The sequence below is a fragment of the Delftia sp. UME58 genome (genome assembly GCF_014170385.1).
GTDB lineage: Bacteria > Pseudomonadota > Gammaproteobacteria > Burkholderiales > Burkholderiaceae_C > Comamonas > Comamonas acidovorans.
In genome coordinates this window covers 1-11,666 of record NZ_LZZV01000076.1, presented here as the reverse complement: position 1 = coordinate 11,666, position 11,666 = coordinate 1, and the positions used below count along the sequence as shown (strand labels likewise).

9 protein-coding genes, 4 tRNA genes and 1 pseudogene are annotated in these 11,666 nt (G+C 65.2%); 6 read left to right on the top strand and 8 right to left on the bottom strand.

The genetic code is table 11. From position 1 onward, the window contains the following. The 6 genes from A9976_RS19495 to A9976_RS19470 form a co-directional block, all read right to left on the bottom strand. On the bottom strand, positions 1 to 323 hold a 323-nt coding region (locus A9976_RS19495; protein ID WP_259649250.1), incomplete at its 3' end, for a GTP-binding protein. A gap of 78 nt (positions 324 to 401) precedes the next feature. Next, positions 402 to 476 (bottom strand) — tRNA-Thr (locus A9976_RS19490). A gap of 43 nt (positions 477 to 519) precedes the next feature. Further along, a tRNA-Gly gene (locus A9976_RS19485) sits at positions 520 to 593 on the bottom strand. A gap of 55 nt (positions 594 to 648) precedes the next feature. Next, positions 649 to 734: transfer RNA gene (locus A9976_RS19480), tRNA-Tyr, on the bottom strand. 91 nt (positions 735 to 825) lie between these two features. Further along, positions 826 to 901, bottom strand: a tRNA-Arg gene (locus tag A9976_RS19475). Positions 902 to 981: 80 nt separating this feature from the next. Then, positions 982 to 1,614, bottom strand: a complete 633-nt coding sequence (locus A9976_RS19470) for a TetR family transcriptional regulator (RefSeq protein WP_183020370.1) — start codon at positions 1,612 to 1,614, stop codon at positions 982 to 984. A 192-nt stretch (positions 1,615 to 1,806) separates the two neighbouring features. On the opposite strand from A9976_RS19470, the gene A9976_RS19465 reads away from it, so the two are divergent. The 4 genes and pseudogenes from A9976_RS19465 to A9976_RS19450 all read left to right on the top strand — a co-directional run. Beyond that, positions 1,807 to 3,099, top strand: coding sequence for an efflux RND transporter periplasmic adaptor subunit (locus A9976_RS19465; protein ID WP_183020369.1), 1,293 nt, complete (start codon positions 1,807 to 1,809; stop codon positions 3,097 to 3,099). A gap of 15 nt (positions 3,100 to 3,114) precedes the next feature. Beyond that, positions 3,115 to 6,270, top strand: coding sequence for an efflux RND transporter permease subunit (locus A9976_RS19460; RefSeq protein ID WP_183020368.1), 3,156 nt, complete (start codon positions 3,115 to 3,117; stop codon positions 6,268 to 6,270). Next, the gene (locus A9976_RS19455; RefSeq protein ID WP_183020367.1) at positions 6,263 to 7,714 is read left to right on the top strand and encodes an efflux transporter outer membrane subunit; all 1,452 of its coding nucleotides are present in this window, start codon (positions 6,263 to 6,265) and stop codon (positions 7,712 to 7,714) included. The genes A9976_RS19460 and A9976_RS19455 overlap by 8 nt, the downstream gene beginning before the upstream one ends. A 218-nt stretch (positions 7,715 to 7,932) precedes the next feature. Further along, positions 7,933 to 8,463 (top strand): annotated as a pseudogene (locus tag A9976_RS19450) (c-type cytochrome); the annotation flags it as partial. A 57-nt stretch (positions 8,464 to 8,520) separates the two neighbouring features. Here the strand turns inward: A9976_RS19450 and A9976_RS19445 are convergent. Together A9976_RS19445 and A9976_RS19440 are read right to left on the bottom strand one after the other, a co-directional pair. After that, positions 8,521 to 9,072 (bottom strand): DUF2946 family protein, encoded by a 552-nt coding sequence (locus tag A9976_RS19445; protein ID WP_012202364.1) that lies wholly within the window; start codon positions 9,070 to 9,072, stop codon positions 8,521 to 8,523. A 5-nt stretch (positions 9,073 to 9,077) separates the two neighbouring features. Then, on the bottom strand, positions 9,078 to 10,064 hold the full coding sequence (locus A9976_RS19440; RefSeq protein WP_183020365.1) for a YheT family hydrolase: 987 nt from the start codon (positions 10,062 to 10,064) through the stop codon (positions 9,078 to 9,080). A 148-nt stretch (positions 10,065 to 10,212) separates the two neighbouring features. Here A9976_RS19440 and A9976_RS19435 point away from each other — a divergent pair, with 148 nt between their 5' ends. Together A9976_RS19435 and A9976_RS19430 are read left to right on the top strand one after the other, a co-directional pair. Next, positions 10,213 to 10,800, top strand: coding sequence for a LemA family protein (locus A9976_RS19435; protein ID WP_012202362.1), 588 nt, complete (start codon positions 10,213 to 10,215; stop codon positions 10,798 to 10,800). A gap of 9 nt (positions 10,801 to 10,809) precedes the next feature. Then, positions 10,810 to 11,666, top strand: an 857-nt coding sequence (locus tag A9976_RS19430) for a TPM domain-containing protein (protein WP_409049548.1), incomplete at its 3' end; no start/stop codon positions are given.

The following is an 11,666-nucleotide window of genomic DNA, read 5'->3' as shown; positions in this document are numbered from 1 at the left end:
GCCGAGCACACCAGGATGGCGCCGTCCATTTGAGCAGCGCCGGTGATCATGTTCTTGACGTAGTCGGCGTGGCCGGGGCAGTCAACGTGAGCGTAGTGGCGACCGGCCGTTTCGTACTCGACGTGGGCGGTGTTGATCGTGATGCCGCGCGCCTTTTCTTCAGGTGCTGCGTCGATCTGGTCGTAAGCCTTGGCTTCGCCGCCGAACTTCTTGGACAGAACGGTAGCGATAGCAGCCGTCAGGGTCGTCTTGCCGTGGTCCACGTGACCGATGGTGCCAACGTTGACGTGCGGCTTGGTACGCTCGAATTTTGCTTTAGCCATTTTTCCGACTCCGAAAAAAATCTAAATCACTACAACAGGATTTGGCGCAACCCCATCTAGCGAGCGCACCAGAGATAATGGTGCCCATGGGCAGGATCGAACTGCCGACCTCTCCCTTACCAAGGGAGTGCTCTACCACTGAGCCACATGGGCCTTGAGGCTGCCGAAGCAATCTCAAAAAACTTTGCTCGCCAACTGGAGCGGGAGACGGGAATCGAACCCGCGTCATTAGCTTGGAAGGCTAGGGTTCTACCATTGAACTACTCCCGCACAGATTGACTGCACGTCGCCATCTTTTCAGATGACTTCTCTTCTTCACCATTACTGGTGGAGGGGACTGGATTCGAACCAGTGTAGGCGTAAGCCAACAGATTTACAGTCTGCCCCCTTTAGCCACTCGGGCACCCCTCCGAAGAGATTTGAATTCTAGCACCGTTTTTTTCGTCAGAAAAATTTCAGTGCATTTTTTTCTCAGGCCACCAAGGCGATCCAAGAAAAATTGTGGTGCGGCTGGCGGGGATCGAACCCACGACCCTTGGCTTCGGAGGCCAATACTCTATCCACTGAGCTACAGCCGCTCAGGGCATCGCTGCCCTGCACAAGCCGAGCATTGTCGCATGACTTTGCCCCGGCACGTCCAAGCCCCCAGGACCCGGCGCTATTGCACCTGCGGCACCGTGAAGCCCAGCCCTCGCAGACAGACATCCACCGCCTGCGCGCCCACCTGCTTGAGATCAAAGGCCCTGCCCAGCAGCCAGCTCTGCAGCAGGCCATCGAACATGGCGCACAGCGCTATCGATGCCTGGCGAGCCGGCATGGACATGGTCACTGCATGGCTTTCTGCGGCAGCGCGCAGGGCCAGCTCCAGTTGCGCGGAAAAAGAGTCCAGCGCGGCACGGTTGCGCTCCTGCACGGGCATGAGCTCACCCACGTACTCGACCTTGAGCAGCAGGATCTCGAAGACGCGCCGCGTGCTGTCGTCATCGGCGATGCGCCCGAAGACCACCCCCATCAGGCGCCGCACATATTCCAGTGCGTCGCACTCCGAATCGTCCTCGCAGTCGCTGTAGGCCGCCTGCTCCAGCGGGAGCGTGACGCGGTCCAGCATGGCGTAGAAGAGATCCAGCTTGTCCTTGAAATGCCAGTAGACCGCACCGCGCGTGGCGCCGGCCCGCTGGGCAATCTCGTTGAGCGAGGCCCGGGCAACACCCTGCTCGTAGAACACTTGCTCCGCAGCGTCCAGCAGACTGTTGCGCGTTGCAAACGCATCTTCTTTCGTTCGTCGTGCCAAGATGTATTTCCCTCCATCGTTGAGCCCGGCCATGCCACGCTACGCCATGCTTCGCGCCGCCTTGCAGCAACTGCGGTCATTATACATTCATGTATGTATGTATAATCCGCGACTTGCCCGTGGACACGGGCGTTCCGGATAGCGCTGACCGGAACGTCAACATCGTTATTTGATTCAGCACAAGGACCCATCATGCCCAGCACACGCAGCAATGTGTCAGCCGCTCCGTCCCCTTACAGCAGTCTGCGCCTCACCACCGTGGCCCTGGCCGTCACTGCCGCAATGGCCATGGCGGCCTGCGGGAAAAAGCCCGAAGAAAAAGCTGCCGCGCAGCAGCAGATGCCCGCCGTGCCTGTGGGCGTGGTGGTCGCCACGCCCGCCGATGTGGGCCTTGTGACCGAACTGCCCGGCCGCGTGGACGCACGCCGGGTGGCCCAGATCCGCGCCCGCAGCGCCGGCATCGTGCAGGAACGCCTGTTCCGGGAAGGCAGCGATGTGAAGGCCGGCCAGTTGCTGTACCGCATCGATCCCGCGCCCTACCAGGCCACGCTGCAAAGCGCCAAGGCCACGCAGGCCCGCGCCGAGGCCAACCAGGCCCAGGCACTGGCACAGCTGGAACGCTATCGCCCGCTGGTTGCCGCCAATGCCATCAGCAAGCAGGATTTCGTCAACGCCGAGGCGGCCTACAAGCAGGCCCAGGCCGATGTGGCGGTCGGCAAGGCGTCGGTGCGCACGGCCGAGATCAATCTGGGCTACACCAACGTCACGGCCCCCATCTCCGGCCGCATCGGCCAGTCGCTGGTGACAGAAGGCGCGCTGGTCGGCCAGGGCGAGGCGACTCCGCTGGCCGTGGTCCAGCAGATCAATCCTGTGTATGTGAATTTCACCCAGTCGTCCAGCGAGGCCTTCCGGCTGCGCCGCGCGATGGAGCAGGGCAAGCTCAAGAAGGCCGATGGCGCCGAGGCTGCCAGCGTCGAGGTGCGCCTTGACGACGGCACGGCCTATGAGCTCAAGGGCAAGCTGCTGTTCACCGACCTGACCGTGGACAGCTCCACCGGCCAGGTCACGCTGCGCGCCGAGGTGCCCAATCCCAAGGGATTGCTGCTGCCCGGCATGTATGTGCGTGTGCGCATGGAGCAGGCCCAGGCGTCCAACGCCATTGCCGTGCCCCAGCAGGCGGTGACACGCACCGAAACCGGCGACACCGTGAGCGTGGTCAGCGATGACGGCAAGATCACCAAGCGCCCGGTGAAGGTGACCACGGCCCAGAACAACCAGTGGCTGGTCAGCGAAGGCCTGCAGGCGGGCGAGAAGGTCATGGTCGACGGCTTCCAGAAGCTGCAGATGCTGCCGCCCGGCACGCCGGTCAAGCCCGTGCCCTGGCAGCCCGAGGCCGCAGGTGCCCAGAAGCCGGCCGGCGCGGCAGCGCCAGCCCCGCAAGCCGCAGCCGATGCCAAGCCTGCGGACCAGGCAGACAAGAAGTAATCAAGGGGCTCAGCAATGGCCAAGTTCTTTATCGACAGACCGATCTTTGCATGGGTCGTCGCGCTATTCATCATCGTCCTCGGTGGTATTGCGCTGACCAAGCTTCCGATCGCTCAATACCCCAAGGTGGCTCCTCCGGCCATCGTCATCAACACCGCCTACCCAGGCGCGTCCGCCAAGGTGCTCGAAGACAGCGTGCTGTCCGTGATCGAGCGCGAGATGAACGGCTCGCCCGGGCTGGTCTACATGGAGTCGGTGGCCCAGGCCGATGGCACGGGCAGCATCACCATCAGCTTCGAGGCCGGCACCAACGTGGACCTGGCGCAGGTGGACGTGCAAAACCGCCTCTCGCGCGCCACGCCACGCCTGCCTGCATCCGTGACGCAGCAGGGTGTGCGCGTGGACAAGGCGTCGTCCAACTTCCTGCTGTTCATCATGCTGTCGTCCGAGGACGCCAAGGCCTATGACACGGTGGCCCTGGGCGACTATGCCTCGCGCAACATCGTTCCCGAAATCCAGCGGGTGGCCGGCGTGGGCCAGGCCCAGCTGTTCGGTACCGAAAAGGCAATGCGCATCTGGTTCGATCCCGCCAAGCTGCAGGGCTACAAGCTCTCGGCCGAGGACGTGACGGCTGCCATCCGCAGTCAGAACGCCCAGGTGGCCAGCGGCGCCATCGGCGACCTGCCCAACATCACGGGCCAGAAGATCGCCGCCACGGTGACGGTGATGGGCCAGTTGTCCTCGATCGGCCAGTTCGAGAACATCGTGCTGCGCGCCAATGCCGATGGCTCCACCGTGCGCCTCAAGGACGTGGCCACCATCGAGATCGGCGGCCAGGCCTATGCGACATCCGCCCGCCTGAACGGCAAGGATGCCGTGGGTATCGGCGTCCAGCTGACGCCCAGCGGCAATGCGCTGGCCACGGCCAAGGCCGTGCATGCGCGCATGGAGGAGCTGCAGAAGTTCTTCCCCAAGGGCGTGAAGTACTCCATTCCCTACGACAGCTCCAAGTTCGTGAGCATCTCCATCGAGAAGGTCGCCCACACGCTGCTGGAAGCCATCGTGCTGGTGTTCCTGGTGATGTACCTGTTCCTGCAGAACTGGCGCTACACGCTGATCCCGACCATCGTGGTGCCCATTGCACTGCTGGGCACCTTCGCGGTCATGCAGGCCGTGGGCTTCTCGATCAACGTGCTGGCCATGTTCGGCATGGTGCTGGTCATCGGCATCGTGGTGGACGACGCCATCGTGGTGGTGGAGAACGTCGAGCGCATCATGAGCGAGGAAGGCCTGCCGCCACGTGAAGCCGCGATCAAGGCCATGGGCCAGATCTCGGGCGCCATCGTGGGCATTACGCTGGTGCTGATCGCGGTGTTCATACCGCTGGCCTTCTTCGCGGGGTCCACCGGCAATATCTACCGGCAGTTCTCCATCGTGATGGTGGCCTCCATCAGCTTCTCGGCCTTCATGGCGCTGACGCTGACGCCCGCGCTGTGCGCAACGCTGCTCAAGCCTGTGGAAGCCGGTCACAACCACGAGAAGAAAGGCTTCTTCGGCTGGTTCAACCGCACGTTCGCACGCTCGGCCAAGTCCTACGAAGGCTGGGTGGCCCGACTGCTCAAGCGCTCGGTGCTGATGATCGGCGTTTACCTGGCCGTGATCGCCGGTGCCGTGGTGGTGTTCCGTGGCCTGCCGACCTCGTTCCTGCCGACCGAGGACCAGGGCTACTTCATCGTCAACGTGCAGCTACCCCCTGGCGCCGCCAAGGAGCGTACGCTGGAGGTGATGAAGCAGGTGGAAGAAGCCGTGCTGCCGCAGCCCGAAGTGGCCAACATGGTCAGCGTGCTGGGCTTCAGCTTCTCCGGCCAGGGCCAGAACGCCGCCCTCGCCTTCGTGCCGCTCAAGGACTGGTCCGAGCGCAAGGGAGCGAACTCCACGGTGGACGCCATGACGGGCCGCATCATGGGCATGACGTCGGGCATCCGCGATGCCTTCGTGTTCGCCGTGAACCCGCCGCCCATTCCCGAACTGGGCAACGCCGTGGGCTTCTCGTTCCGCCTGCAGGACCGTGCCGGCCATGGCCACGACGCGCTGATCAACGCCCGCAACATGTTGCTGGGCATGGCCGGGCAGAGCAAGGTGCTGGCAGGTGTACGCCCCGATGGCCTGGAGGACGCTCCCCAGCTGCGCATCGAGATCGACCGCGACAAGGCCAACGCCCTGGGCGTGGACTTCACCTCGATCAATGCCACGCTGTCCACCGCGCTGGGCTCGTCCTATGTCAATGACTTCCCCAACCAGGGTCGTCTGCAGCGCGTGATCGTGCAAGCCGATGCTCCGGCCCGCATGCAGCCCGACGACCTGCTGCGCCTGAACGCGCGCAATGCCAAGGGCGACCCGGTGCCGCTGTCCACGTTCGCGACCACCAAGTGGGTCAAGGGCGCGCAGCAGACGGTGCGCTACAACGGCTACCCTGCCGTGCGCATCGAAGGCTCGGCCGCCCCGGGCTTCAGCTCGGGCGATGCCATGGACGAGATGGAAAAGCTGGCTGCCAAGCTGCCCGAAGGCTTCGGCTTCGAGTGGACCGGCCAGTCGCGTGAGGAAAAGCTGGCGGGCTCGCAAGCCATCTTCCTGTACGCCTTCGCCATCCTGGCCGTGTTCCTGTGCCTGGCCGCCCTGTACGAGAGCTGGTCGATTCCGCTGTCGGTGATTCTGGTCGTGCCGCTGGGTCTGCTGGGCGTGGTGCTTGCCACCTTGCTGCGCAACTACTCCAACGATGTGTACTTCCAGATCGGACTGGTGACGGTGATCGGCCTGTCGGCGAAGAACGCGATCCTGATCGTGGAGTTCGCCAAGGACCTGCAGGCCGAAGGCAAGGGACTGATCGAGGCTGCGCTGGAAGCCGCCCACCTGCGGTTCCGCCCCATCATCATGACCTCGCTGGCCTTCGGCCTGGGCGTGGTGCCTCTGGTGATCGCCACGGGCGCCAGCTCGGCCAGCCAGCGTGCCATCGGCACCGGCGTGCTCGGCGGCATGATCACCGGCACCGTGCTGGCCGTGCTGTTCGTGCCCACCTTCTTCGTCGTGGTGCGCAAGCTGTTCAAGGGCAAGATCAAATCGCACAACCCGCCGTCCACTCCGGCCGGCAAGGAGGCCTTGAGCCATGATTAATCGCAGTACCCCGGTGGCCATCGCCACCGCCGTGCTCCTGGCGGGATGCTCGCTCATCCCCACCTACGAGCGCCCTGCCGCTCCGGTCGCGGCGCAGTACACCCGCGCGAACGCCACCGCTGCGGCGGAAGGCGGCACGGCTGCAGCGCAGCTGCCCTGGCAGGATTTCTTCCAGGACGCACGCCTGCAGCAGCTGGTTCGCACCGCGCTGGACAACAACCGTGACCTGCGCGTGGCCGCGCTCAACATCGAGCGCGCCCAGGCCCAGTACCGGATCACGCGCGCCGACCAGTTCCCGACGGTGGGTGCCGGCGTCAACGCCAGCCGCGCCCCGAACACCACGGGCTCGGGCACCAAGTACGTCAACAGCTACCAGGTGGGCCTGGCCGTCACCTCGTGGGAGCTGGACTTCTTCGGCCGCATCGGCAGCCTGAAGGAAGCCGCCCTGGCCCAGTACCTGGCGACCGAGGAAGCTCGCCGCGCCGCGCAGACCAGCCTGGTGGCCGCCGTGGCCAGCGGCTGGTATACGCTGCTGGCCGACGAGCAATTGCTGAAGATCTCGCGCGACACGCTGCAGACCCGTGAAGAGTCGATCAAGCTGACCAAGCTGCGTTTCGACACGGGCGTGGCGTCCGAGCTGGACTACCGCCAGGCCGTCTCGCTGACCGAGGCTGCGCGCGCCACGCTGGCGCAACAGCAGCGCCAGCGCGCCCTGGACGAGAACGCCCTGGTGCTGCTGCTGGGCCAGGCGCTGCCAGCGGACGTGCTCGCCAGCCTGGGCTCCAGCCAGGGACTGCGCGACACGGCCGACCTGCCCGCCGTGCCGGCCGGCCTGCCTTCGGACCTGCTCACGCAGCGCCCCGACATCCGTCAGGCCGAGCAGCAGCTGATCAGCACCAACGCCAACATCGGTGCCGCGCGTGCCGCCTTCTTCCCGCGCATCACGCTGACGGGGCAGTTCGGCACGGCCAGCAACGAGCTGTCGGGCCTGTTCAAGAGCGGCAGCTGGGGCTTCACCCTCGCGCCGTCCGCCCTCCTGCCCATCTTCGATGCGGGCCGCAATTCGGCCAATCTGGCTGCGGCCAAGGTCGAGCGCGAAGTGGCGATTGCCCAGTACGAGAAGTCCATCCAGAGCGCCTTCCGCGAGGTCTCCGACGCACTGGACAGCCAGGGCACGCTGCGTGACCAGATCATGGCCCAGCGCGCCCAGCTGGAAGCCGAGCAGGCACGCCTGAAGCTGTCCGACCTGCGCTACAGCAACGGCGTGGCCAGCTACCTGGACCTGCTCGATGCGCAGCGCACCCTGTTCGCGCTGGAGCAATCCACCGTGAGCGTGCGTCTGGCGCAGCTGCTCAACCAGATCGAGTTGTACAAGGCACTGGGCGGCGGCTGGACCGACAGGACGGCGACAGCAGCGGCAGCCACACCAGCGCCCGCGCAGTAAGACCCAAGGCCGGTATCTGCCGCGCCAACCGCACAGAGGTGTTCTCCGCAAGGTGAACACCTCTTTTTCATGGCGCGCGGAAAGCATTTGCCATTTGCTTGATCCATCTCATGGCATATGTGCGCCCCAGGTCAACCCGGGTCTGCGCGCAGTGTCTGCAAGAGGCCCGTCGATATAATTTGTTGTTGACTCACGCCCCCACAACACAAGAGGACTTCATGAGCGCAACCCACACCGAAGAAGCCCATACGGGCCCGATCAAGAACCCCAGGCAGCTGCTGATGGCGGTGTTTTTCTCGTTCGTGGTTCCGGTGTTCGTGATCATCGGCCTCGTGCAATACGTGAGCTCGGCCGACAAGGCCGGCGCCGGCGCTTCCCAGACCGAAATGGCCAAGGCCCAGCGGCTGCAGAAAATCGGCCTCGTGGAAATCAGGGATGCCAATCGCCCGCTGCGCTCGGGTGAAGAAGTCTTCAAGGGCCAATGCGCGGCCTGCCATGCCACAGGTGCCGCAGGTGCTCCCAAGTTCGCGGATGCCGCGGCCTGGGGCCCGCGCCTGGCACAAGGTCTGGAAGGCCTGGTGCACTCGGCCCTCAAGGGCAAGGGAGCGATGGCGCCCCAGGGCGGCGGCGATTTCAACGACACCGAAATTGCCCGTGGCGTGGTCTACATGGCCAATGCCGCAGGTGGCAAGTTCGAGGAGCCCAAGGCCCCGGCCGCAGAAGGCGCCGCAGCAGAAGGTGCAGCGGCACCCGCCAACTGAGCAAGGCCCAGGATGTCTGGCACCAACCGGCTTCGGCCGGTTTTTTCATGCCCGGGCCGGACTGCGCACAAAACCGTAGCGTTGCGGCAACGTCTGTGCCGGCACCTCTTCACAGGCAGGCAGCATGCCGGCGTCCAGCGCGGCAGCGGCATCGACCATGTCCTGCGTATGGACCAGGCCCAGGCCGGAGGGCATGGCCAGATACAGGCGCCCTGTCTCATCCATCAAAACCTCCTTGATGTCTGCGGCCTGCAGCTCTGCCCCTGTGTGGCTGTGCATCTGCAGGCGCTCGCCATCCCAGCGCAGCCGCCATATCCAGGGTGTGCTTTCCAGTTCCACATACACGCGCTGGGGACCATTCTGGAAAAACCACCGACCGTCGGGCTCGGCAAGATAGTTGCGGGCGATGAAGTCCGCCAGCTTTTCGTTGCGCACCTCCGCGCCCTTGGCTCCCGGGATGCCGCTGTCGAAAGCGCCGCAAGCCTGGGCCTCTTCATCGCGCAGATACCAGCGCCCGCGCTCGTCCAGCCCCAGCCAGCCGCTGCAGGCGGGCACATGGGGCCATTTGGCCATGGCCTGCTTCACGATATCGTCCATTGCATTCATCCTTGTTCGCTGTCTGCCAGCCATTGCGTGACGGCCTGCGGCATGGCCAGTACATGCCCTGGCCAATGTCCCTGTGCAAAACCCACATGACCGCCATGCGGCGGCTGCCACAGCGTAACCCGTGGGCCGACCTCGCCTGGCCCTGGCAGGCTGCATGCAGGGACAAAGGGATCGTCCAGCGCGTTGAGCAGCAGCGCGGGCACGGCAATGCTGGCCAGCACAGGCTTGGCTGCCGCCCGGCGCCAGTAGTCGTGCGCATCGAGAAAGCCATGCACGGGTGCCGTGAACGCGTCATCGAATTCCTTCAGATCGCGCGCGCGCACCGCAGCATCGCGGTCGAAGAGGCCGGGAAATTGCGCCCATTTGACCAGCGCCTTGGGCACCAGCGTGCGCAGGAACATGCGTGTGTAGATCCAGCGGTTCAGACCCTGCCCCAGCGCCATGCCACCAGCCGCCAGGTCCAGCGGCGCACTCACCGCCGCCAGGGCCTGGACCACCTCGGCCGCCTTGTCTGCCTGCAGACCGGCCCAGCGCGCAAGCGCATTGCCGCCCAGGGAAACGCCCACCACATGGAGCGGGCGGGAAGACCGTGCGCGCAGGCGGCGCAGTATCCAGTCCACCTCCTGCACATCGCCCGAGTGATAGGCGCGCGGCCCCCGGTTGACCTCACCGCTGCAGCCGCGAAAGTGCGGCACGGCCATGTGCCAGCCACGCTGCGCGGCCACCCAGGCCATGGCCTGGGCATAGTGGCTGTTCGACGAACCTTCAAGGCCATGGAAAAGCACCAGCCATGGCGCATCGGCAGGCAGGGTGGGAGCACCGCCGAAGGCGACATCGATGAAGTCGCCATCCGGCGTATCCCAGCGCTCCCAGCGCCAGGCGGGCACCGCCTGGCCCGCCGGCCGGCGGCGTGCGAACAGTGCCGGCCAGATGGTCTGGGCGTGGCCCCCGGGCAACCAGCGCGCCGCCGTGAATTCGTGCATAAAAGCCCTGTTAGCAGTCCTTGCCACACCGCCGCGCAATGGCCTTTGCCCTACAGGGCAGCAGGCCGGGCGCGCAGCACAATCGCCAGCATTGCGCATGCTTCGTGCGCGATACTGTTTTCCATTGTCGCTTTCAGGTTGCCATCTTATGAAACGTCTACTCGCCACGCTTGCCACCGTCCTGGCATTGACCGGCTGCGGCTACAACGATTTCCAACGCCTTGACGAACAGACCAAGTCGGCCTGGAGCGAGGTGCTCAACCAGTACCAGCGCCGTGCGGACCTGGTGCCCAACATCGTGGCCTCGGTCAAGGGCGAGGCCAATTTCGAGCAGGAAACCCTGACCAAGGTGGTGGAGGCACGCGCGAAGGCCACTTCCATCCAGGCCACGCCCGAGCTGGTCAACAATCCCGAGGCCTTCAACAAGTTCCAGCAGGCGCAGGGCGAGCTGTCCAGCGCCCTGTCGCGGCTGATGGTGGTGGCCGAGCGCTATCCCCAGCTGCAGGCCAACCAGGGCTTCCGCGACCTGCGCGTGACGCTGGAGGGCACGGAGAACCGCATCACCGTGGCGCGCAACCAGTACATCCAGGCCGTGCAGTCCTACAACGTGCTGGCGCGCAGCTTTCCGACCAATCTGACGGCCAAGGTCTTCAGCTACGAGCCCAAGCCCAGCTTCAGCGTGCAGAACGAGGCCGAAATCTCCCGTCCGCCCACGGTGGACTTCGGCAACAAGTAAGCCGTGACCATGTCCCTGGTGCCACTGTGGCGCATGCTTTGCGCCCTTGTCCTGACCATGCTGCTGCTGCCCGGGAGCACGCTGGCGCAGGCGCCGCAGCCCGTGCCGGCCCTCTCGGCACGGCTCATCGACCAGACGGGCACGCTCTCGGCCGATGAGGCACGCGCCATTGAAGACAGGCTGCGTGGCATCGAACAGAAGTCGGGCTCGCAGGTCGTTGTGCTGATGGTGGCCTCCACCGCTCCCGAGGACATTGCCGCCTATGCCTGGCGCGTGGCCAGTGACTGGAAGATCGGCCGCCGCGACGTGGGCGACGGCCTGTTGGTGGTGATTGCCAAGAACGACAGGCGCATGCGCATGGAAGTGGCCCGCGCGCTGGAAGGCGCGATCCCCGACCTGGCGGCCGCGCGCATCATCGACCAGCAGATGGCACCACGCTTTCGCCAGGGGGACTATGCGGGCGGCATCACCGCTGCGCTGGACCAGGTGGCAGCGCGCATTGCAGGCGAGCAACTGCCGGCGCCCTCCCCCGGCACCCAGTCTTCCAAAAGCCCGGACAGGGGCTTCGACATGGAAGACCTGATGCTGTTCTTCTTCTTCGGCGTGGCCGTGGTCGGCCCCATCCTGCGCTCGGTACTGGGCCGGCCACTGGCCTCCGTGCTGGCGGGGGCAGGCGCCGGCATTGCCGCCTATGTGGTGACGGCCAGCCTAGAACAGCATCAGGTCTTCCATGTCGAAGCCCCTGTCCGGGCTTTTGGAAGACTGGGTGCCGGGGGAGGGCGCCGGCAGTTGCTCGCCTGCAATGCGCGCTGCCACCTGGTCCAGCGCAGCGGTGATGCCGCCCGCATAGTCCCCCTGGCGAAAGC

Bases quoted from the DNA above. Each gene is read 5' to 3' on its own strand.
- A9976_RS19465 (WP_183020369.1), top strand. From the start codon at position 1,807: ATGCCCAGCACACGCAGCAATGTGTCAGCCGCTCCGTCCCCTTACAGC.
- A9976_RS19460 (WP_183020368.1), top strand. From the start codon at position 3,115: ATGGCCAAGTTCTTTATCGACAGACCGATCTTTGCATGGGTCGTCGCG.
- A9976_RS19455 (WP_183020367.1), top strand. From the start codon at position 6,263: ATGATTAATCGCAGTACCCCGGTGGCCATCGCCACCGCCGTGCTCCTG.
- A9976_RS19445 (WP_012202364.1), bottom strand. From the start codon at position 9,072: ATGGACGATATCGTGAAGCAGGCCATGGCCAAATGGCCCCATGTGCCC.
- A9976_RS19440 (WP_183020365.1), bottom strand. From the start codon at position 10,064: ATGCACGAATTCACGGCGGCGCGCTGGTTGCCCGGGGGCCACGCCCAG.
- A9976_RS19435 (WP_012202362.1), top strand. From the start codon at position 10,213: ATGAAACGTCTACTCGCCACGCTTGCCACCGTCCTGGCATTGACCGGC.